Below are 20,250 nucleotides of genomic sequence, written 5' to 3'. Positions count from 1 at the left end.
ACTACTCCGGGGTAGCGGGCGAGCCCGCAGCTTCCAGTTGCGCGATCCTGCTGTTGGCCGTCACCAACGATCTGTTGGTTTCCTCCAGCATCTGGGTCAGGCGCTGCACCGCAGCCACCATGTCGGGCATGATGCGTGACATGTCCACGCCCTGGTATCTGGGCACCTCCGGCGCATCGGGACCGCCAGGCCCAGCCATCATCTCGTCCTTCTTGCCCACCACCGCGTTGGGGACTTTCTCTTGTAGTTCGTGCGCGATGAAGCCCCGCTGGATCTCGGAGCCTTCCGGCGCCTCATTCATACGGAACAGAATGGGACGCAGGGCGTTGATGGTGGCAAGCGAGTTCTCGGGGTCCAGGTTCCCCAAATCGGTCTTGGCCCGATAGTCCGAGGTCGTGGCGTAGGTCGTCGTCAGCGCCTGCGTCGAATAGATGTAGCCCGCGACGCCGCCAGAGGACGACTGGAACTGGATAGCTGTGGAGTCCGATGCATTGACTGGACGGGTCACAATGCCGTACTCCAGGCCGCCGCCGTTGAAGGAGACGTGGAGCTTCGTTTGCACGTTGGGCTGCACAAACCGACCGAATTGCCAACGACCGTCCTCGACCACACGGCCACATTCCCCAGAGCCGGAGCTGATAATCAAATTGGGGGGAACCGCAGCAGTTCCGTGTCGGCTGAATAGCAGATAACACCCGCCCGAGCTAGCCGACATACCTACAAATTGCGAATTGGCCGAATCGGCGTTTCGTGCAAGAAGGCCCGCCACCGACCCGCCGGCGCCCGGTACAGCCGCCAGATAGGTGTCCCCAGAGTAGGACATGAAGCGGTTCCCTGTGGCCGATGCTTGACCGGGAAATTCCCCCATGATCACTGCGCTCGGCTTCATCAGCAGTACGCCCGTAACCGGAGTCTGGGGCGTGTAGTTCGTGCCGTTCCACTGGTATACGCCAACCCCATCCACGTACACCTCGCCGCAGTCGGCCACAGGCAGGAACGCAGACGAGCTGAGACTTGCGGTGATCCTCCAGCTTTCCCAGGAGCTACCTGCGCCGAACCGCTGGAACACACGGGGCTTCTGGGCGTTACCCAGCAGCGTACAACGCTGCACGATCGCGCCAGAAGAGATACAGAACACCTCCAGGAAGCCTGCACCGACCGTACCGTTATTCACGGGGGGCCAGTTGGCGCCGCCGGCGCCCGTGATGGTGGAGCCAGACTCCCAGGTGTAGAACGTATTGTCCGCAGTCAACGTGTTGGCGTTAATGCCTGCGGCGGCACTCAGGGCCACCCGGTGCATGGCGTCCTTGAGCCTGGCCTGTTCCAGCCAGGGCCCCCAAACCTTGGAAGCGCCGAACCGAACGCGCTTGTAGGTCACCGGGCTGGTTTCTGGGAAGGCCGTGTAGGTCTGAGTGACCTGCAGATTACTGGCCTGGGATGAGACGACTTCCAGAATCCCGGCCAGCTGCACCGGGTAGTTCAAGGCAGGCGTGGCCTCAGCGCTGACGTTGCAAGCGTAAGCGCCGGGAACATCTACCGAGTTCAAGTCGATACTGACCAGCGTCTTGGCCCAGCTGCGGCGCGCGTAAGCCGACCCGTTCCAGGCGTACCAGCCGTCGCCATCCACATAGACATCACCGTGGTTCGCTGTGGGCAAGTCCACCGTCGAGCTGAGCGGCGCGACTACAAACCAGGGGTCCCATGCTCCATTGATGCGAGCCCGCTGAAGGCAGACCGGCCGGCGGCCAACGCCTGTCAGCAGCTCCAGGCTCTGAATCACAGTCGTCGTGGCCATCACAGCTACGGTCAGCGCTCCAGACCCCGGGACAACCGCCGGCCAGTTAACGCCCCCAGACACCACAGCGCCTGGACCCCAGGTGTAGAAAGTGTTGGCTGCGGTCAGCGTGTTGGCATCGGTGCCGACAGAGAGCGCGACGCTTTTCATCGCCTCGTCGAGTCGAGCCAACTCCTGCCAGGCATACCAGGTATTGGACGTTGCAAACCGCACGCGTTTGTAGGTGCGCGATACGCCACCAGAACCGCCGCGAGTCGTGTAGGTCTGAGTGACCTGCGCGTTCCCCGCGCCAGCGCGCTCCACCACCAGCGTGCCCGCCCGCAACTCGGGCCAATTGAGAGCCAGCGTCGCGTCGGCGTCGCTGTTGATGTAGTAGGAGCCGGGGTCGGTGACCGTGTTGGCGTCGGTGCCGGCCACGACAGGCACCGCGGTCAGGACTGGCAGCTGCTCGCGCGGGATCGTTCTGTCGGCGCCCAGCGATGCGGCACCGTTGGCAGCGCCCAGCATTGAGGCATCGAGCATTCTCACCCATTCAGCCCAGTCGCCTCCAGCGCGAGTCCGCCAATAGCTACGGCGCCCCGTGGTCACGTACCGCTGATACACAAACGACGTACCCGCTGCCACGACCTGCAGCAAGCCTGCGGTACCCTCGGGATAGTTCGTACCACCCACGGCCCCCGCGTTCGCGGACTGGTGGAACGTGCCGGTGGTCGTGTAGGCGTTCAGATTCGCGAACGCCGGAATCTCCACAGTCTTGAACGCGTCTTCCAGCGCCGCTTTCAGCGCCGCCATATTCCGGTTCGTTTTTTGAAATGAATCCCGGTGCGTATCGCCGGTGCCATCATTGGGCGCTTGCCCAACATTGATGATTTCGAGGTTCACCATGGTCATCAGGGAATGAATTTCTGTTTGAAGGTGACGGCCAACGTGAACCAGCCGCCACCCAGAGGCACAGGGCTGTAACCCCGCTCCATCAGGAAGGCCGCCTGCTGCGCCAGGGGCGGCGTCCAAAGGAACGCCGTCCAGGTTCCGTGGCGGTCAAGGAACTTTTTGATTGGCTGGATCTCAGCCTCGGTCCCGAAGAACTCGAGCGGCCAAGACTCAGAGCGGGAATTGATGCCGTCTTCGGCGACCTGCGCGAATCCATCGCCGAATTGCGCGCTCAACCCGCGAAAGGCGACCTCCCCCTTCGGATTCCTCCGGGGGCACCAGGTAAAAATTTCCACAAAGCTCACCTACCGTTCTGACGGTTCCAAGAAGTCCCCCCGGGCCGGTAGGACCGGGCCAGGAGGCGCTCAAACCGCTGGTCAACGAATTCGCCGATTTCCTTGCCGAACTGCTCCAGGCCGGCCGGCGCGTTCGTGCGAACTCCCTCCCCTTCTTGCAGATAGATCTGCACCTGGACTGGGCGATTGCCTGCCCGCGGGTCATCGCCCGCGGCGGCCTGGGAGAAGTTCGGGATCTGTGCGCGGACACCAAGACTCCCGTCCGGCGCGCGCTTCAGCGGCATGATTGCTTCAGGGCCTGCCTCGGCAAAGACACCTGCGCCCTTCGCGAAGGCGAAGACCTGCGGTGTGTCATAGACCCCGTTCGAATAGGCGGACAAGCTGGGCGACGAATAGACGTTGCCCTTTGCGTTCGCCACCCAGCCGTTAGAGGCGATCAGCGATCCAATGCCGTCCCATCCTGCGGCCTGAACATTACTGGCCATAGCCTCCGTACCGGCGGCAGCACCCGATCCAACGCCAAATAGGCTTCCAGCAACACTGGTTACGAACCCGACCATGGCCTGGCGCGCCGCAATCTTTGCGATATCCGCCAGAACGCTGCGGGTGAAGTCCGAGAATTTCGCCTTCCCGGTGGTCACGAAGCTCGCAACGACGTTCTCCATCCCGGTGAACAGGGATGAAAAGACCTGCTTCGACTGCGCCATCAAATTCGCAGTGCCGTCGAGCCAGTCGTTGACAGCAAGCAGCGCGCCATTCTTCCAGTCAGACTGGATGGCGACACGCTCCTGCATGTAGGAGCGCTCACGCTCAACCTGGGCCAGCATGGCCGCATCGATCTTGGCGAGGCCCTCCTGATACTGCGAGGAATCCAGAGCCCGCGCACCACCTTCGCGCAGCACCTTGTCGGTAAAGCCGTCTCGGAGCCGGCGAAAACGATCCTGCGCCTGGTTGATCGAATCGACCAGAGCGCGATCGTTCGCCCCCAGCGTCATCGCGTTTATCTGACGACTGGCCTGCTGGTCACGCGTCCCCTGGTAGTTCTCGATATCGAGCTGAGTAGCCCGCAATGCTCCGCGGATCTTCTCCTGGTACTTCTCGATATCGGTGGCCTCTTGCTCCTGGGAGCGAACGATCTGGGCCTCAAGCTCCTTTACGCGGCCAAGGTAGCGCTCCCGCTCCGAAAGCTGCTTCTTGCCTCCGGCTATCTCCGCCTGCTTGCGAGCCACCTCCAGCTCATCTTGCAGGGCCGCGCGCTGTGCCTCGGCGCGCCGGTGGATGAATTGCTCCTCCGACAGCAGACCGCGGGCACGTTCGCCCTCCAGGCGCGTGGTTTCCCGTCGAAGCTCCTCCTCTCGCAAGCGCGCCTGCGCCTGCATTGCGGCCAGCTGAGCAGAAATGCCGCTTTGGACTCCTGCGCCTGCGCCCTTGTCCTCAAAACGCTTTCGGGTGGCAGCTTCCCGTGCGCGGATGGCGGTGGCGGATATCCGATCATCGTTCGGGTCGATTGCCCTCAGACTCGCTTCATTTCGTGCGTTTTCTTCGAGCGCCTTTTCCAGCCGACGCGACTTGTTTGTCGCCTCATCCAGCGAGTCGAGGGCCTTTGCCGCAGTGATGGCGCTGGCATTGGCGGCGGCATTGAGTCCGTGGACCTGTGAAGCCGCCTCCGCCAAGGCTCTCTGATCCTCGGCATCCCGCAGCCGCCCTTCCGCAGCCGCCAATTTGGCCTGGCCCGCCGCGTTAATACCGGCAGGCCCGTTTGCCCTGTCTCGGATAAGGTCAAGATTCTTGCGGAGTGACGCAATGCGAGCCTCAAGCGGATCTTGCTCCTGCCCAACCTGCTTCATCGCCTCCCAGGCGCCGGAGACTTCCTGTTTGACGCCGCGCCAGGCTCGCTCCAGCAAACCCAGCTTCGCAGGAGCCTCATCGCCCAGGTAATCATGCAGAGCCTTCGAAGTCGCCTGCATCGCGGCTTCGCGATTGCCGCTTTCCTCCAGCGTGCGGATGTACTCCCATTGCGCCAGGCTCATGAAGTTCATCGAGCGGTTATGTTCTTCCGCCCACTTCGTGACACCTTCCGGCATCCGAGCAAAGTCCTTGGAGATTTCGTCCATGGACTGCTTGGAAACGCGCTCCAGCTCCACCATCGTGGCGCTCAGATCGGCAATTGTGGCCTTCGAGATTTGGCCGGTGGCGACCAATCCCTCAACCGCATCACGCGCATTTCCGATGCCTCCGCCCCCGATCTTGGCGGAAGCGGCCGACATTTCGCGGATACTCGCGGCGGTGACGCCTGCATAGTTCCCGGTCAGGCGGATCGTCCGATTAAGCCGATCCGTCTCCTGGTCGCCTTGATAAGCCGCAATGCCCCAGGCCACTGCCGCGCCGGCGAGTAGCGTCCACGGGCTCACCATCCCCAACAGGGTGGATCCCAACGCACGGGCGGCAGGGACCATTCCGCCGAACATATCTTTCAGCTGACCGCCTTGCTGAAGCGCCACGGTCATGGGCTGCTGTCCGCTCTGCAGCGAAACCACAATATCGGTGATCTGCGCGGGTACGCCACGCATCGCAGCTTCCGTCTGAGCGGCCGACCTGGCGTGCTTATTGAAGGCCACCGCCCCTGAATTCAAGGCGGACTCTTGCGCCTTTAGGTGGCCAATCATTGGCGCGGCCTGTGCCGCTACGCCGAGTTCCGCAGCACGCAACTCCAACAGCTGGGACCGGGTCTTGCCCGCGGCCTGCGCCTGGCGCTCCAGACTCTGCAGGAACCTATCACCAGCGGTCGCATATGCCTGGGCACCAGCGGACGCAGCATTGACCGCCAGGGACATTTGGCTGGACGACGTCCCCACCCTATCCGCCGCGGTGGCTGCGCGAGTCAGCGAAGCTTCCGTGGCCGCGGCAAACTGCGCCGACGCAGCACTGCCAGCGCCGAACGCGCGCAACAAGTCCGCCTCGTCGCCGGTCATCCGAACGGCAAGGATCTTATCGGTCATATTGATTTCCGGCGTTGCGCCTATTCGTTGCTTTCGAAGACCTCAAGGGCGGCCCGCTCCATCGCCCGCAGCTCGATGAACATCTCGCGACGCATCCGCCGCTTCACCCGAAGCAGGCGCAGCGTCGATTCGATTTCTGCAGACGGGATTCCCACCCTCACGGGCCGCCCCATTGCCGGCGCCACCCAGATCCAGCAGTGGCTCAGAGCAATGAACGCCTCAAACGTCGGCCAGTTTTCTGGCCACACCTCAAACGCTTCGTCGTCGGACGCCGATGCTGGCCTGGCCGCATCTAGAACTTCCACTGGCGCGCCCGCTGCCCGAAGCGCCGCCAGCACCTGGTCGTCAGGATCAAAGCCGCCGGCCTGTGGTGCGCCAGCTCCTGCCCAGCGCCTGGCGGCCTCGATCAGTTTTTTTTCTGTGCACCCTGGTGCGCGGAATAGAAGCCGCTGAACAACGGAGCGATCAGTTCCGGCCAATCGGTAATCACCGCCTGCAGCGATTCCCGGCTGAAGGTGAGGGAGTCCCCCGCCGCATCCCTCACGCCCAGCCAGTTGGCCAGCTTTGCTTGCACGAACTCGAGGTCGCTCGAGTAGGGATACTCGGGAGCCTGGGAGCCATCGGGCCGCAGGAGGGGGGGCAAATTCTGGGTGGCGCGCGCCTTGTTGACCATACCGTCGGTCAGATCAGCCAACTGCTCCGGCGTGTGCCGGTGATACTGAGCGACGAAGCTGATTTCCAGCGGGTCGCCATTCGTGCCGTTGACGACGAGGGAGATAGGGAAGGCAGCGACCGGGCGCTTGGTGACGACGAAGGACATATAGGGCTCCAAAAGCAAAATGCCCGGGAGATCCCGGGCATGTCGTGGTAAGAATGGTGGAAGGGCGATAACTGCGGCGCTACCTGACGATGATCTCCAGCTCGTCGTTGCCGACCGCGCCGGGGTTGATGTTCGTGTCCAGGTTCAGCATCGCCACCCCTTCCTGGTCCGAGTACGTCGGATTGGTCATCTGGGCCGCGCTGGCTTTGACTTCCACGATATGGCCTGCGACCACCCCATGGGTGACCGACAGTGGCGATCCGGCGCCTGACAGGACCATGGTCGGCCAGTCAAGGTCAGCAATGCGCGGCAGCTCCAGAACGAGCTTTCCCGTCGGCTTGCGGTCCGTGATCTCCGCCCCCTCACAACCGATGAGCGAGCGCCAGACCAGCTGGTTCGCCACATCGAAGGTCATAGACTGCAAGCAGCCCGAATAGGCGCCGAGCAACCAGGCCGGCGTGTTCGCCTTGTTCACCGCCTTCGGGATCTGAAAAGCAGTGAAATCCACGCCTGAAGGCATGACGCCGTCCGTGATCGGCACATAGGCGCCCATGAACCGATAGCGCAGGACCGGAATGCTCTTGGCCGTCAGATCGAAGGCGACCGTTCCCCGGGCATCCACGATCTTGTGGAACAGCCCGTCCAGGAAGTAATGCAGGGTGATCAGTTCAAAGTCGGTCGACACCGGCAGATAGCGCACGTCGGTGCCCACCGTAACCGTCTCCGCGAATCCGCAGGAGCGCAGCAGCGGACCCCACGCAGGCGCCTTGCCCGCGGTGCCTGCTCCTGCGAGTTCCACTTCGAATTCGAGCTGGGCATACTGCGTGGTCGCAATTTGCCCGGAATTCCCCATGTAGGGCCGCAGGAGTTCGCGTTCCACGAACTCTGCCGACAGAGGCGTCGCCGTCAGGCTTCGGACCAGCACCGCGTCCGTGGCCCCGGCAGGCTGAGCGGCAGTGCCGGCCGTGGTCTGCAGCTTCGCCAACACGACGGAATTGCGAGTTTTCTTTGCCATCATGGGCTCCAAGAATGAAGGCCCAATATGGGCCAGATTGATAGCGAGACGGCCCTATCGGGCCTGGCAGCCTGAGCAGGGTTCGGTCCGCTCGATCAGAATTCGCTCGCCGGTAGCCGAATCACGGAGATAGCTCCCGCCGCGGCCATGGTGTTCATCGATCTGGGGCCCGGTCACCGCCTGCGCAGGCTGGGCGATATCGGTACTCACCGGATCGTCGGCGACTGATTTCCTTTCTTTGTTCATGCTTTCTCCGATAGTTCAGGCGCTTAGGGAGTGCTCATCGGTTTGGTAGGTGATGCGGTAGCGCTTGTTCACAATCTGCCGCCGCAGGTCGCCATTGACGTACTTGGGCTCATCGGTCCCGAACTCGGCAACCTCGACCACGTTGGGGCCGGCGTATGCCATAACGACGGGGTGGGCCTGCTCGAACACCGCCTCTGCGAAGGCCTGATGGTCATCGCCTGCTGTGTGAACGAGGACATGGATTTCACGTACGCGGGTGGCGCGCGGCGGGTGAATGCTCTCCACCGACTCCCCGCCCAACTGCACGGAGATCACCATCGGATCCTCTCTGGCGATTGCCCGTACAGGCGATGCCTCGACTTCGGCGGGGAATCCGGGCGCCGCCTTGAGGGCGGCACGGAGGTCCACTACGTATTGCATTGCCAGCGTGGTCATGGAAGCTGCTCCAGCATCGCGCGCGACCAGAAGCCGTCGCCTACCGCGGTCGGCTCCTGGCGGACTCGGTACCGGACGCCCCCGATTTCCACCTGACTTTGGTACGCAAGGTCGGGGACGTCGGCGGTGGTGTACTCGATCTCGTAGTCGGTCGAGTGCACCAGGTCCCCTTCGTCGATGACCTGCGGGCGGTCGAACCGAACCTTGAATGGGACGGGAGGCTCCGTATCCAGCAGCAACGCCGGCTCGCGCAGACCCACCGCATCGAAGGCTTCGTCGAACACGGAGTTATCCCATTCCATGGCTTCAGGTGCCCATCTTCAGTTTGATGATGGCCTTGGGCCGCGTCGGCAGATGCAGCGGATTGGACTGGCTTTCGATCTCAAGCCCCTTCCCGAACGGCAACGGCTCGACCCGCGTGTAATACGGCAGGCCATCGGTGTTGACCGTTTCCATATAGTCGGCCGGCGCGAAGCGCGTGATGAAGAAATCGGACACGCCATCGGGAAAGGCGTAAGCCTCCTCGTCGCCGATGAAGGGAGCGCCCCCCAGCTTGCCGCGGTAGCGTTCGTAGGTAATGCCGCCGATCTCGAAGGAGTCGGCCGGTTTGCCCCGCAGTTCGGCTGCTTGCGCGGTATTCAGGTACGTCTCGCGTACGCTCTTGTGGTTGATCAGCGTCTTCCAGAAGTCCTTGCCGCACAGCGCGCGAACGCCGCTGGCCGGGGTGGCGCCCAGGGCATCCTCGACCAGATCCACGACGTCGTCCGATTTCTGGCGAACGAGGGTGGTTGCGCTCGTGAGTTCCATCGGGAATTCCTGCTGGACGATGCCGAAGGAATGGTAAACGTCGAGCAACACCGAAGTGCCGTCGGCATCCAGGATCTGCCCCTTGATGCCGCCCACGCGCTGATATTCGTGCGTCAGATCGAGTTGCTGGCGATGCTTCCTCTGGTACTTGGCAACCCGCGCCTCGGCCGATTCCAGCTCCGATTGGCTCCCGAACGCGCGGATGCCCTGGATTTCGTCGGCCAGCATCGTGGAACGTTGCGGCAAGTGCACGGTGTTGAACGGAATCAGCTTGCGGCCGGTCAGGACGACCGATTGACCGACACCACCACGGGGCTTGGCGGACACCAGACCCAGTGTCTGGCCGTCGTATTCGATTTGCACCACGGTGGAGGAAACGCCCTCTTCCGAGTAAAGGCCGAGCTTGCCGATGCGGCCCGGGATGCTCTCCAGCTCGTTGATGGCGGCGGTCAAGGCGGAAACCGTGAATTTCTCGTCTTGGAAGATATTGATATCGGCCATGTCAGGCTCCAGAAATAGAAACGGCCGCCCGGAGGCGACCGCGAATGTTGGATAGATGGAGTTGTGTTGGTGGGATCAGCGGACGATGATGCCAGCCGACTGCAGGGCAACGCGCGCCGGCGCATCCAAGCCGACAAGCAGCACGCCCGCCAGTTCCGCGTCACGCGCGATGACGACGATCTGCTGATCATCGTCGGACACCGGGGCATTGCCGTACAGCACGGCGTCGGCGGTGATCGGCGCGCCGGGGTCCGCCCCCGGGCCGGCGTAGGCGGCATATTTGCCGTCGTCGCCCAGCGTGAGCAATTGCCCTGCAGCCAGGGCGACGAGGGTGGCAGCCAAGATTGCGTTTTCGCGCGAACGCTGGCCGTTGGCTTCGGAGAGGATGAAATCGGCCGTTCTGGCCTGTTGATGGATGAAAGGCATGGTGCTGACTCCTAGTGGGCAGAGAGGGCTTTTCGTTTGGCGTAGATCGCCTGGGGATTCGGCCCGCTCTGCTTCTGGGCCGATGAATTGGTGGGAGGTCGGTTATTGATAGAGTCGCCCGCATCGGCCACGACATGCTCGAACAGGCGCGCACGCGCCTGGTCTACCGTGAGGCCCGCAGACACGAAAGCGGCAGCCTTCTCAGGCAGCTTTGCTGCCAAGCAGATGGCGGCGATCTCTTTGGCTTGCGTGACCCGTTGATCCGCCAGTTCAAGACTATCCAGCGCACCGCTGAGCAGCACACCTTCCGCCAGATCCGCAATCCCCTCTTGCCGGCAAGACGCATAGACACGGGCGGCCAGCGCAGATGCCGTCGGCGCATCCGCCGGAGCAGCCGGGGACGGCTCGAGCTCGAGCTCGGGCCCGGGCTCGGGCTCGGGCCCGGGCTTCGGATTCGGCGCGGGCTCGGGGTCGCTCTCTTCCAGGGACTTGAGCATAGCTTTCACGTCGTCAGGCAGATTCTTGTGCTTTTGCAGCACGGCAGCCGCACTATCCGACATCTGCAGACGCACGGGCTCCTCGATCAGGTCGCAGAATCCCAACGCCTGCGCCTCGAGCGCAGACATCCACGTGGTCGCGTCCATCATTTCGATGATCTTGTCACTGTCCAGTCCACTCTTACGGGAGTAGGCTGCCACCACGCCGTCTCGGATCCGATCCATCATTTCTGCAGTGGTGCGCAGATCCTCGGCCGTACCACCAGTGATGATCCAAGCGTTGTGGATCATCATCTGCGTATTCTCGGGCATGATCGTTGGCTTGCCGGCCATCGCGATCAATGAGGCCGCGGAGGCGGCGACGCCGTCCACTCGCGTGGTTACCCGACCGGCGTACCGATGAAGCGCGTTGTAGATTGCAAACGCGTCGAAAACGTCGCCCCCAGGGCTGTTCAGCGACACCAAGATGTCGGCACCACCTGCCGCTGCTGCGTCCAGTTCTGCGACGAACGCTTCGGCCGTAGTTCCCCAGAACCCAATTTCGCCATAAATGCGAATCTCGACCACGGGCTTATCCGCCTGCGCATTGACGCTGATCGAATACCAAGCCTTCTTTGCCATATTGGCTCCATTCATTGATTGAGAGGGTCGGGGCTGCCGCCCCCTTCTGATCCCGTCGCCTTACCGGCGCTGGTCGTATGCCGAGGATCGCTATCGAACACAAAGCCCTCGGCGTCGGCTGTTTCGTTGTCGGCGCGAATCTCCGCCGCAATGTGGTCTGGATCGTCGCCCTTCTTGAGGATGATTGACGACCGGCTGGAAAAGCCGCTTCGCACCGACTCCTTGTCGGCCTGCGCGTCCTGCACGGGGTTGAAGTACGGCCATCCCTGGGGCACCCACAGCACGCGCAACCATTCACGGCGGCGGCGGTGGAAATCCGGCATGGGGAAGGTGCCGGAAAGCGCCAGGGCGTCGATCCAGGCATTCCAGACGGGGCGGCAGAGCTGATGGATCACGCAGTGCCATTGGTATTGCTCGATGAGCCGGTGAAACTCGTTGACCACCACCCGCAGCGTTCGATCGCTGATACCGCGCAGGTCGCCTGTTGCGATTTCATAAGGCACGCCGACAGAGGCAAACGCCCCCATCAACTGCTGCCGCATAAATCCCTCGTAGTTGTTGCCGGCATCTGGCGGACTGGAGAATGTCACCTCTTCACCTGGTGCCAGCTCCTGCATCGTGCCCGGCTCCATGGAGACGAGCGGCGTGCCGTCGTCATCGATCTCATAACCGTCCGCCTCGCCTGTAAGAGGGTTATTCGGATCGGCATCGGGATCCGGTTTGGTGATGAAGCCCGCGAAGAGGTTTGCCACCTCCTGCCGGTACATGACAGCGTCGTCCAAGTTGTCGATGGACTTCAGGCGGAGCAGGACGGTAGCCAGAGCAGTCACCCCCCGTACCTGCCCGGGCCGCAACATTGGATAGGCGTGGATGACCTGCTCGGCTGGCACCCTGACCGTATCCTGCCCAGCCGCGTTTCGGCCGAATTCGCCAGGATGATGACGCCACATGTGATAGGCAGTGCGCCGCCCGATAGCATCGAACTCCACGCCATTCACGATCTCGCCGCCGTTCGGCAGGGTAAGCGACCGCTCGACCGGCAGCTGGTCTCCCTCCATCTGCTGCAATTGCAGAGGTACGGACAATCCGTCCTGAGGTCGCCGAGCGCGCAAACGGAACAAGGTCTCACCATCCTGGAAGATGCTGCGCACAGCCAGGGCCTGCATTCCGTAGAAGTCCAGCCTGCCGTCGGCATCGGCCTCCTGCACCCAGTCGGCCCACAGTTCCTTCAGCGCCCGTCGGACGTTGGGGTCCGGGTGCTTGGGGTACGGCTGGATCCCCGTGCCGACCACGTTGGATACCCAGCGTGTGGTCGCAGTCAATGCCCATGGATCATTGCGCACGGCGTCGCGCGCGCGGCGACGCTGCAGACCCAGGTTCTGCGTCGCCGCGGCGTTCGGCCCCGACCCCGAGGGATTCCAATTTCGGGCCCGGCTGCCCGTGGCGCTTCCGCTTTCGTAGCTGCTGCTCATCTGCGCGCTAAGGCGACGAGGCACAAGCAGACTGGAACCACGATGTTTCAGATAGCTCATCGGATCCCCTTGCCGGCGTTGCGCAGCCTGAACTGCCGCGAGCGCCCCTTTCCTTTGCTGAGTTCCCGCTCCACATGGGCGCGGGCGCGCATCAATTCGTCCGTGCTGCGGAAACGCACGCGCTTGCCGTCGTACTGGACCTCCAATTGGCTGTTCGCTATCGCGCGATCCAGCCGTTCCAGGTCCGCCTGGGTGTATGCCATGACCTTGCCTTATTGGTTTCTGTTCTGCGGCCTACCTGCGCCCCCGGAGGTAGCTGGAAGCCGCCACTCGCCGGCGCGCCGGCTTGACGGCCGGCCCGGCACGCGCCGCTGGCGCCACTGGCGCGGCCTTCGCCGGGGCGGCCGGCCGCGTGGTTGACGGCGGCGGCGCCTCAGCCTCCTCGTCCCGCGGTGGCGGCAACGCATCAAGCTTTTCCGCCATGGCATCCCACCAAGCGTCCGACTTGCGAGAAAGGCCCAGATGCTCCGCCACCCATAGCGCATACACCGCGCAGTCCAGTGCTTCGACGCGCTTGCGCAGCGCCGTCCACAGCGTACGAACTCCGGTCGCCGTCTTGCGCGACACCCGCGCTTCGCCTGAGAACTGCCGGAACCATTCGTCCGACAAGTCCTCCGAAAGGTGGACATAGCCCGGGCCCGGCGTCTCGATAGCCAGGCGACTGTGCAGCAGATCCTTGGCCAGGTTCGTGCCGACGTGCCACAGGATCACGCCCTTCTTGATCCGCTTCCCTCGCCAGTCGATATCCACCTGGCCGGCGCCATCCTTGATGGCCTTCTCACCGAAGGGGCGACCGCGGACGGCAAAGACCCGGCGCGCCTTGTTGCGGCGCGCGAAATCGTAGACCGCATTCGAATGGTGGCCGCCGCTGTCAATGGCCGTGGCGTAGATACTCATCTGCTGGCCGCCTTCATGCTGGAAGCGCCGCTCGAACAGGTAAGCCGCCACGTTGGACCAGACCTCGTCCTCCGCCGGGTTCCCGTGGAATATCTGGTGATCGACGGTCCACATTTCTCCGCCGCGACCGAATCCCCAGACGCCAACCTCCACCCGATTGCCCTGGGTGTCGCAGCCTGCGAGCAACAACGAACAGCCCATAGGAACGAGGTTCTCGGCCAAGCCTGGAAGGCGATAGGCCTCGATCTCGGCGCGCCGCTTCAGCTCGTCCGCCTCGATCTTGTCGACCTCGCCCTCCCAGGCCTGGCCCAGGGTGGTGTTCCAGAAGGTCTTCAGCGGCTCGTCATCGCCCAGCTTTGCCTTGGCGTAGGCCTCCAGGAACTCACGGACCAGCTTGGCCCAGCTAACCATTGGGCTGTACGCAGTCCACACGTGGAAAGCGACGCGCCGATGAGCCGGTATTACCTCGCCAGCCGCGCTACGGAAAACTCCGTCGCGGTCGATGGTGGTGCCGTCCGAACCGCACCAGAATCCAGATTCCGATGCCTCCAGGTACTCGCTCTGGGTGATAAGGCAACCACAGTGCGGGCATAAGTGCTTCACCGATTCTGGATCGCCGTCGATCCACTTGAACCCGTGCGGTTCGTCCTTACCTCCCCAGGTCAGCGCGTGATGCCCGTCGCAGTGAGGGCACGTGATGTGATAGTCATATCGCGCATCGGCGCCGGCTGCGCGCTTATCCATCAGGCAGGTCTCTTTCAGCTTGGGCGTGGACCCAACCACCATCTTCGGGAACGTGGCCCCCTCAAGACGCTTGGCCGCCAGCTGGCCGGGGTCTCCCTCACCGTCAATGTTCGAATCGAACGAACTGAACTCGTCCAAGAATGCGACACCGATAGACAGCCGTCGGTAGTTGTCGCCCGAACGACCGCCGCGAAGGTGCAGCACGCTGCCACGGAATTTCTTAACCAGGAGCGTGTTGTCCTTGTGACGCGCCAGGCGAGTCGGAAAGATCGGATGCATCGCCGTCACGTCGCGCAGCATCGGTTCCAGTTCGGTCTTGACGAACTCGTCGCGGGCGCTATCCGTGGGCTGCCAAAGCGCCTGATTGCGCCGCTTATGCTCCGCGAAGTACCCAATGGCCGCCAGCAGGATCTTCGTGTAACCAACGCGGGCCGACTTGATTACGTCAACCTCGTGCACATCGTCGCTACCAACGCAGGCAAGGATGGCACGCTGAAACGGCCAAGCCTCCCAACGCTGTTCGACATACGACGATTCGGCCGAAAGATAAAAGTTGCGCTCGGCCCACTCCCGCAACGTCATTGGCTCGGGAGTGGCGAAGGTTGCAAGCCCACGTCGCAGCGCGCGCGCGACCGCGGCGCGATTGGACTCTATGAGCATTACTCACCCTCGTTCTCTTCGTCAGCCTCCAGATCCTCCAGCGACAGGGATGCAATTGCGTTGCGAGCCCTTGCAAGCTCGCGGCGCACAATCGTCAGATCCGCATCAGTCAGATTCGGCAGCCGGCGCTTCAGTGCCGTGGGAATAGCATCCATAGCCGCGCTTACCTTCGTGCCTGCCCGAGTCAAGACCTCCTCCAGCACGCTGACGGGCGCAAGCTCCCCGCGGGCAACCGAGTTCTCCATCTCGATCTTGTCGGCCTGTGCCGCATATAGCCGCGCCTTTTCCTCCGCAGGATCGAGCGTTCTTGTTTCCTCGCCGGCCTGGCGCCCTGCCGCTATGTCTCGAATGTGCCCACAGTAGGACAGCAGCCAGTTTGCCAGCGTATCGCCCGCGACCATGACACCACGCATGAGCAAGCCGCTGACGGCAGGCTGCGTGATCCCGACCAGTTGCCCGAACCGGGCCTGGGTCGTCTTCTTGTCAAGGTCGATCATCTTGCTGTGGACAGGGCCAGATCTAGGGCGGTGGAAAATTCGGCGTCGTAGCGTTCGCCATAGACCGCCTCGGCCGTTTCGTAGAAGGGGAATCGCTGCGTATACGAAGGCTGAGCCACAGCCAAAAGAACCGGCTTGACGTCAACCCCGTGCGTCCCAGACTTCTGCCACACGCCCGCGGGGAGGCGCTGCTGGCGATTTCCAGACATGGACCCTTTCCCGCGGGAAACGAAATACTGCACACCATTGATGCGCTTGTAGCCTTCGGCGGTCCTTCCAACCTTGGCCGTTCGCGCACGGCTGCGGGGAGTAGAGTTCGCCCTGTAGCCCTGCTCGCCGAATGCCTGCAGGTAGGACAGCAAACGCACGATCTGACCGCGCGACATATTGCCGTAGGCGTCGATCTCGGCCGCCGCCGCCGGCACCGTATAGGCCCCGGCAGGCAATCCGACCCGAGAAAACGCCCGCTCGGAACGTTTGAATCGACGCCCTCCTCCAAGCACCTGGGGCGGCAAGTATTTGTCGGCAGAAAGACCCTTACCAGCGCCATCGCGGTAATCAACGGTGGCCACCAGGTTGTCCTTGGTGGCACGGACCAGCCGCAAGGCGCGCATCGTGTACGGCGTTGGCCGGTCGAACACTTCGCCCGTGGCCCGTACCAGCGCGTCCAGGATGTGCTGCCCGACCCGGTTCAATGCCAGCGACGTGGCGTAGGGCAACTGGCGCTGCGCCTGACCATAGAAGTCCACGCCCTCTCGGATCGACGAGTGGTGCCGCAGCTTCATAAAGCCTCCAGATATAAGCCCTCCGCAGAGGGGGATGCCCAGCGGAATAAATTCGTCGGCTGCCCGGAATCGGCATGAATCATGGATTGGAGGGGCAAAATTATTATTACCCCCCATAGCGCGCCCGTGACTAGCGAGCGTTCGGGGTTCGAATTACCCTTACCGGACTGATTTCCGCAGGGGCCCCCGGGGTTTCCCTAGAACCTTAGTCATCCGTCTTCGATCTGGCAACGGGCCTCGTTGAGCCCATCAACACAGCGTCTAAGTGGCTCGGATGGCCCACGCTCACCCAAATATCTGCTTGTTCACTTTCCGATAAGAGTGTTATCTCTATGACCGATCCTGTACTGCCTATGTTCTATTGAAGCATCCCGTAGCTTGTTCCAACTAGATGAGGCGTTCAATGACCACAAGACGCGAGTTCCTAGGCTCGGGTGCACTCGTAGCACTCGCTGGCGCAACAATAGTGTCCGGCCCGGCTAGCGCACAGACAAGCGCTGATCGACCTGGATTCTTCAGCGCCAAGGACATTGCTGAGGCAGGGTTCATCTACGGCTTGCCTATCGTGATGAACTATGCGGTGATGTACGAGTACGCCGTAGATCGCAATTCGGGGCAGTTCAAGGCCCCGTTCAATCACATCAAGAACGAACCGAACGTCTTCACCTATAAAGATACGGCAATCGTCACACCAAACAGTGACACCCCATATTCCTTTGTTTGGATGGATCTGCGAGCGGAGCCCGTGGTGCTCTCCGTTCCGGAGGTCGAACCCGAGCGCTATTACTCGGTCATGCTCTGCGACGGCAATACTTACAACTATGGCTACATCGGCACGCGTGCCACAGGAAGCGAGGCTGGCGACTACATGGTGGTCGGCCCTGCCTGGAAGGGCGATACCCCACCGGGCATCAAGCGGGTGTTCCGTTCGAGCACACAATTCTCCCTTGCGGGCTATCGCACTCAGCTTTTCGGGCCGGATGATCTCGATAACGTTAAGAAGGTACAGGCCGGCTACAAAGTGCAGATGCTCTCGGCCTACCTGAAACAAACTCCGCCGCCAGCCGCACCATCCATCGACTTCCCCAAGATCGACAAGGAACTTGTGAAGACGAACTTCTTCGAGTTTCTCGACTTTGCGTTGCAGTTCGCACCGCCGGAATCCAACGAGATGGGAATCCGCTCTCAGCTCGCACGCATTGGCATTGGCCCTGGCAAGGCCTTGAACTTTAAGGATCTTCCTCTGGAGCAAAAGCTGGAACTTGGTCTCGGCATGAAAGAGGGCCAGCGAAAGGTCGACGAGGCGGTCGCCAACGTTGGTAAGACGATAAACGGCTGGCGGGTTAGTGGTCTTCCAGGCGATAGCGCTCACTACGATGGCGACTGGTTAAAGCGAGCCGTCGCTGCTCAGGCCGGCATTTATGGCAATGATCCGGCAGAGGCTACCTATCCTTTCACACGCGTTGACAAAGATGGGCAAACGTTAGACGGCAGCAAGCATAGTTACACGCTAACCTTCCCGGCGGGGCAGTTGCCACCTGTGAATTCGTTCTGGTCGCTCACGATGTATGACGGAAAGTCCCAACTTCTTATCGAAAATCCGATCCACCGCTATCTAATTAATTCACCCATGTTACCCACCATGGCCACGAATGCAGACGGGTCCCGAACGCTCTACATACAAAACAAGTCCCCGGGCGCAGACAAAGAAGCTAACTGGCTGCCCGCTCCGAACGGGCCAATTTACTTGGTAATGCGGCTCTACTGGCCAAAGACGACGCCACCTTCGATCCTGCCAGTAGGGGAAGGGACATGGTCCCCCCCCGGAATAGAACGTGTCTCCTAGTCACAGACCGCGTGAATCCTCGCTGTGTGGCGTGTAAGGCCGACGGCACACCATGCGCATGCCTGCTGAAACGCAAGAGCTCTGACCGGAGTCTATATATCGGGGCTTTTTGGTGTGGGGGTACCCTGAAGTGTAGCGGGCTACGGGGAACGAACCCACGTAAGAGGCTTGGAAGGTCCCTGCCTGAGCACTCTGCCAAGCCCACAGAATTGAAACAAACTTCGACCATAGCGCGCATGGCTGCTGGATGTGAGCTGAAGTTGTATTGACCAACCAACGGCACAGTGAATCAATGGTTGCAGGAAGGTATGCCTCAACGGAGAGGACTATGCAACCACACTACACAAAACGAACAATTGAAGTTATCGCTGTGGCATTGGACGGTACTAAATACGTCATCCAACGACGCTGCAAGGTTCTGGCGGGAGATGACGGCGAATATGCATACTTCTACAGCAGCCTCGCCGACGGACGTGTGGTTTCATGGCTCGGCGCAAACCGCTATCGGTTGCCCGACGGCACGGCCGTCCAGGCAATATCGTCTCGCTTAATCGTCGCCGGCAGTAGTTGAAGGGAAAGCGGAGTGAATCGCCCTTTTACTGCGTTGCTTGAAATACCGCTGCCTACCATGGGAAAGTCCGCAGAAATGTGAAAACCGCCTTTCGCAAGGCGGTTTCGAGTCGAGCATGGCGTAAGGCATAGGCCCGCTCTCAGCTTTCACATGTCAGCCTGATCGTGAGAGTCTGCTCGACAGTCTCTCATCGACTGTCGGGCATTGCGTTCGCTGATCGGCCGCGGGGCATTCATCCGAAGCAGACGCCCCAGCAGATACCGCACTCATCTCAAGCGTCGCCCACTGCGATGAACATGTTTCGCTCTATGGCGTCTGCCATCTCACGCAGCCGACTGGCCCGCTCGTACTTTGTCATTTTCTGAGCCAGCATCGTGCCACCTTCCTACACATCTGAAAAAGCCCATCAGCTTCATGCGCAGGAAATCTAGCGGACGTCTATCAGAAAGGTCGAACATGAGCGTCGACCAAATGACGCCCATGATTTATTGCCGCATCCACCGCGATTACAGGGCTTGAAACAAACCCTCCAGAGGCAAAGAGTGGCACCTCCTGTGGCTCGTTCAACTCATGCTGGTCCGAAACGGCACCCAATGCCACAGTTGCGACAAAAGCGGGCCGCTGACTGCCTCCAACCGATATGCGAGAGACACTAGCCGTTAGTCGATAACCTTTATAGACCACGTTGTTGGGGAACATTAGTCCTCCCTGTCTATTCATCAGTCCAGGACCGTTGTTCACAATGCACGAATTTGCGTTGCATGCGGGCCTTTAGCCCCTTGCGCGGTGACGTAGCTCACGCGTTGATTCTCGACCAATACTTTGTGGCCATCGCCACTGACGATTTCAGAGAAATGAGCAAATAGGTCCTTGCCGCCATCCTCTGGCATGATGAACCCAAAGCCCTTGGCGTCGTTGAACCACTTAACTATTCCGGTTTCCATTTTTCAACTCCTTGCATAGCGGGCGAAGCCCGAAAAGGGAGCTAATCAAGGAAAGGACTGCGAACAATGAGGCACCCTGAAGGGTACAAAACCGGACGGAAATCGCGATGCTCGAAAAGCCGCTAACCCACTATGGGCGCATAACTTTCGAAAGTCAACCTACGTTTCTAATTAGCATCAAACCGCAATTTAGACCTTGGCCGCAGGGTGTCGGGCAGAGTGCAACACGCTCGCTAAGTCTTGTGTAACGACTTCCCTTTATTGCGATGGGCCAGTCGCGGGTCGCGTATGCTGAACACATGGAGTTTGAACGTGCGTCACCTCGCCGTATCGCCATGTGGGAGTACAAACATGCAACAAGTCCAATGCCAGCACGATCCATCCTT

21 protein-coding genes are annotated in these 20,250 nt (G+C 61.4%); 2 read left to right on the top strand and 19 right to left on the bottom strand.

The genetic code is table 11. The features are described 5' to 3' along the window. Nucleotide 1 precedes the first annotated feature (1 nt). The 17 genes from IB257_RS22345 to IB257_RS22265 form a co-directional block, all read right to left on the bottom strand. On the bottom strand, nucleotides 2-2,686 hold the full coding sequence (locus IB257_RS22345; RefSeq protein ID WP_192492832.1) for a pyocin knob domain-containing S74 family peptidase: 2,685 nt from the start codon (nucleotides 2,684-2,686) through the stop codon (nucleotides 2-4). Continuing rightward, nucleotides 2,686-3,021 carry a phage tail protein gene (locus IB257_RS22340; RefSeq protein ID WP_192492831.1) on the bottom strand — a complete coding sequence of 112 codons (336 nt, stop codon included), beginning with the start codon at nucleotides 3,019-3,021 and terminating at the stop codon, nucleotides 2,686-2,688. The genes IB257_RS22345 and IB257_RS22340 overlap by 1 nt, the downstream gene beginning before the upstream one ends. A 5-nt stretch (nucleotides 3,022-3,026) precedes the next feature. Continuing rightward, nucleotides 3,027-6,020, bottom strand: coding sequence for a phage tail tape measure protein (locus IB257_RS22335; protein ID WP_192492830.1), 2,994 nt, complete (start codon nucleotides 6,018-6,020; stop codon nucleotides 3,027-3,029). Nucleotides 6,021-6,040: 20 nt separating this feature from the next. Further along, the gene (locus tag IB257_RS22330; RefSeq protein ID WP_192492829.1) at nucleotides 6,041-6,499 is read right to left on the bottom strand and encodes a DUF1799 domain-containing protein; all 459 of its coding nucleotides are present in this window, start codon (nucleotides 6,497-6,499) and stop codon (nucleotides 6,041-6,043) included. Then, on the bottom strand, nucleotides 6,427-6,840 hold the full coding sequence (locus IB257_RS22325) for a hypothetical protein (protein WP_192492828.1): 414 nt from the start codon (nucleotides 6,838-6,840) through the stop codon (nucleotides 6,427-6,429). Before IB257_RS22325 ends, IB257_RS22330 begins: the two co-directional genes overlap by 73 nt. A 79-nt stretch (nucleotides 6,841-6,919) precedes the next feature. Next, nucleotides 6,920-7,858 (bottom strand): phage tail tube protein, encoded by a 939-nt coding sequence (locus IB257_RS22320; RefSeq protein WP_225589082.1) that lies wholly within the window; start codon nucleotides 7,856-7,858, stop codon nucleotides 6,920-6,922. A gap of 51 nt (nucleotides 7,859-7,909) precedes the next feature. Then, nucleotides 7,910-8,101, bottom strand: coding sequence for a hypothetical protein (locus tag IB257_RS22315; RefSeq protein ID WP_124260410.1), 192 nt, complete (start codon nucleotides 8,099-8,101; stop codon nucleotides 7,910-7,912). Nucleotides 8,102-8,116: 15 nt separating this feature from the next. Then, nucleotides 8,117-8,536, bottom strand: a complete 420-nt coding sequence (locus IB257_RS22310) for a hypothetical protein (protein ID WP_054453576.1) — start codon at nucleotides 8,534-8,536, stop codon at nucleotides 8,117-8,119. Beyond that, nucleotides 8,533-8,820: a hypothetical protein gene (locus IB257_RS22305; protein WP_124260411.1), complete on the bottom strand. Its 288-nt coding sequence runs from the start codon at nucleotides 8,818-8,820 to the stop codon at nucleotides 8,533-8,535. The genes IB257_RS22310 and IB257_RS22305 overlap by 4 nt, the downstream gene beginning before the upstream one ends. 22 nt (nucleotides 8,821-8,842) lie before the next feature. Beyond that, nucleotides 8,843-9,844: a major capsid protein gene (locus tag IB257_RS22300; protein WP_054453580.1), complete on the bottom strand. Its 1,002-nt coding sequence runs from the start codon at nucleotides 9,842-9,844 to the stop codon at nucleotides 8,843-8,845. A gap of 75 nt (nucleotides 9,845-9,919) precedes the next feature. After that, nucleotides 9,920-10,270: a head decoration protein gene (locus IB257_RS22295; protein ID WP_054453587.1), complete on the bottom strand. Its 351-nt coding sequence runs from the start codon at nucleotides 10,268-10,270 to the stop codon at nucleotides 9,920-9,922. A gap of 11 nt (nucleotides 10,271-10,281) precedes the next feature. Beyond that, entirely contained in the window at nucleotides 10,282-11,388 is a 1,107-nt protein-coding gene (locus tag IB257_RS22290) for a head maturation protease, ClpP-related (RefSeq protein ID WP_192492827.1), read from the bottom strand. 11 nt (nucleotides 11,389-11,399) lie between these two features. Further along, complete coding sequence (locus tag IB257_RS22285) at nucleotides 11,400-12,920, bottom strand: phage portal protein (RefSeq protein ID WP_192492826.1); 1,521 nt, start codon at nucleotides 12,918-12,920, stop codon at nucleotides 11,400-11,402. Further along, nucleotides 12,917-13,123, bottom strand: coding sequence for a phage head-tail joining protein (locus IB257_RS22280; RefSeq protein ID WP_043544039.1), 207 nt, complete (start codon nucleotides 13,121-13,123; stop codon nucleotides 12,917-12,919). Before IB257_RS22280 ends, IB257_RS22285 begins: the two co-directional genes overlap by 4 nt. 31 nt (nucleotides 13,124-13,154) lie before the next feature. After that, on the bottom strand, nucleotides 13,155-15,221 hold the full coding sequence (locus IB257_RS22275; protein WP_192492825.1) for a phage terminase large subunit family protein: 2,067 nt from the start codon (nucleotides 15,219-15,221) through the stop codon (nucleotides 13,155-13,157). Next, nucleotides 15,221-15,718: a terminase small subunit gene (locus IB257_RS22270; protein WP_192492824.1), complete on the bottom strand. Its 498-nt coding sequence runs from the start codon at nucleotides 15,716-15,718 to the stop codon at nucleotides 15,221-15,223. The genes IB257_RS22275 and IB257_RS22270 overlap by 1 nt, the downstream gene beginning before the upstream one ends. Continuing rightward, complete coding sequence (locus IB257_RS22265; RefSeq protein WP_192492823.1) at nucleotides 15,715-16,503, bottom strand: hypothetical protein; 789 nt, start codon at nucleotides 16,501-16,503, stop codon at nucleotides 15,715-15,717. The genes IB257_RS22270 and IB257_RS22265 overlap by 4 nt, the downstream gene beginning before the upstream one ends. Before the next feature lie 403 nt (nucleotides 16,504-16,906). Between IB257_RS22265 and IB257_RS22260 the strand changes: the two genes are divergently transcribed. Continuing rightward, complete coding sequence (locus tag IB257_RS22260) at nucleotides 16,907-18,349, top strand: DUF1254 domain-containing protein (protein WP_118934027.1); 1,443 nt, start codon at nucleotides 16,907-16,909, stop codon at nucleotides 18,347-18,349. Nucleotides 18,350-18,677: 328 nt separating this feature from the next. After that, nucleotides 18,678-18,920, top strand: coding sequence for a hypothetical protein (locus tag IB257_RS22255; RefSeq protein ID WP_124260398.1), 243 nt, complete (start codon nucleotides 18,678-18,680; stop codon nucleotides 18,918-18,920). A 441-nt stretch (nucleotides 18,921-19,361) separates the two neighbouring features. Here IB257_RS22255 and IB257_RS31585 read toward each other — a convergent pair whose 3' ends face one another. Together IB257_RS31585 and IB257_RS22250 are read right to left on the bottom strand one after the other, a co-directional pair. Then, nucleotides 19,362-19,619, bottom strand: a complete 258-nt coding sequence (locus IB257_RS31585; protein WP_082400922.1) for a hypothetical protein — start codon at nucleotides 19,617-19,619, stop codon at nucleotides 19,362-19,364. 38 nt (nucleotides 19,620-19,657) lie between these two features. Beyond that, nucleotides 19,658-19,864 (bottom strand): cold-shock protein, encoded by a 207-nt coding sequence (locus IB257_RS22250; protein WP_054453614.1) that lies wholly within the window; start codon nucleotides 19,862-19,864, stop codon nucleotides 19,658-19,660. Between the last annotated feature and the right edge of the window lie 386 nt (nucleotides 19,865-20,250).

This window comes from Achromobacter sp. ACM03 (genome assembly GCF_014851665.1).
GTDB classification, from domain to species: Bacteria; Pseudomonadota; Gammaproteobacteria; order Burkholderiales; family Burkholderiaceae_B; genus Achromobacter; species Achromobacter aegrifaciens.
This window is presented reverse-complemented; position numbering and strand designations above follow the sequence as displayed.

Bases quoted from the DNA above. Each gene is read 5' to 3' on its own strand.
- IB257_RS22250 (WP_054453614.1), bottom strand. From the start codon at position 19,864: ATGGAAACCGGAATAGTTAAGTGGTTCAACGACGCCAAGGGCTTTGGG.
- IB257_RS22285 (WP_192492826.1), bottom strand. From the start codon at position 12,920: ATGAGCTATCTGAAACATCGTGGTTCCAGTCTGCTTGTGCCTCGTCGC.
- IB257_RS22280 (WP_043544039.1), bottom strand. From the start codon at position 13,123: ATGGCATACACCCAGGCGGACCTGGAACGGCTGGATCGCGCGATAGCG.
- IB257_RS31585 (WP_082400922.1), bottom strand. From the start codon at position 19,619: ATGTTCCCCAACAACGTGGTCTATAAAGGTTATCGACTAACGGCTAGT.
- IB257_RS22310 (WP_054453576.1), bottom strand. From the start codon at position 8,536: ATGACCACGCTGGCAATGCAATACGTAGTGGACCTCCGTGCCGCCCTC.
- IB257_RS22260 (WP_118934027.1), top strand. From the start codon at position 16,907: ATGACCACAAGACGCGAGTTCCTAGGCTCGGGTGCACTCGTAGCACTC.
- IB257_RS22295 (WP_054453587.1), bottom strand. From the start codon at position 10,270: ATGCCTTTCATCCATCAACAGGCCAGAACGGCCGATTTCATCCTCTCC.
- IB257_RS22275 (WP_192492825.1), bottom strand. From the start codon at position 15,221: ATGCTCATAGAGTCCAATCGCGCCGCGGTCGCGCGCGCGCTGCGACGT.
- IB257_RS22265 (WP_192492823.1), bottom strand. From the start codon at position 16,503: ATGAAGCTGCGGCACCACTCGTCGATCCGAGAGGGCGTGGACTTCTAT.
- IB257_RS22335 (WP_192492830.1), bottom strand. From the start codon at position 6,020: ATGACCGATAAGATCCTTGCCGTTCGGATGACCGGCGACGAGGCGGAC.
- IB257_RS22325 (WP_192492828.1), bottom strand. From the start codon at position 6,840: ATGTCCTTCGTCGTCACCAAGCGCCCGGTCGCTGCCTTCCCTATCTCC.
- IB257_RS22315 (WP_124260410.1), bottom strand. From the start codon at position 8,101: ATGAACAAAGAAAGGAAATCAGTCGCCGACGATCCGGTGAGTACCGAT.
- IB257_RS22345 (WP_192492832.1), bottom strand. From the start codon at position 2,686: ATGACCATGGTGAACCTCGAAATCATCAATGTTGGGCAAGCGCCCAAT.
- IB257_RS22300 (WP_054453580.1), bottom strand. From the start codon at position 9,844: ATGGCCGATATCAATATCTTCCAAGACGAGAAATTCACGGTTTCCGCC.
- IB257_RS22320 (WP_225589082.1), bottom strand. From the start codon at position 7,858: ATGATGGCAAAGAAAACTCGCAATTCCGTCGTGTTGGCGAAGCTGCAG.
- IB257_RS22290 (WP_192492827.1), bottom strand. From the start codon at position 11,388: ATGGCAAAGAAGGCTTGGTATTCGATCAGCGTCAATGCGCAGGCGGAT.
- IB257_RS22270 (WP_192492824.1), bottom strand. From the start codon at position 15,718: ATGATCGACCTTGACAAGAAGACGACCCAGGCCCGGTTCGGGCAACTG.
- IB257_RS22255 (WP_124260398.1), top strand. From the start codon at position 18,678: ATGCAACCACACTACACAAAACGAACAATTGAAGTTATCGCTGTGGCA.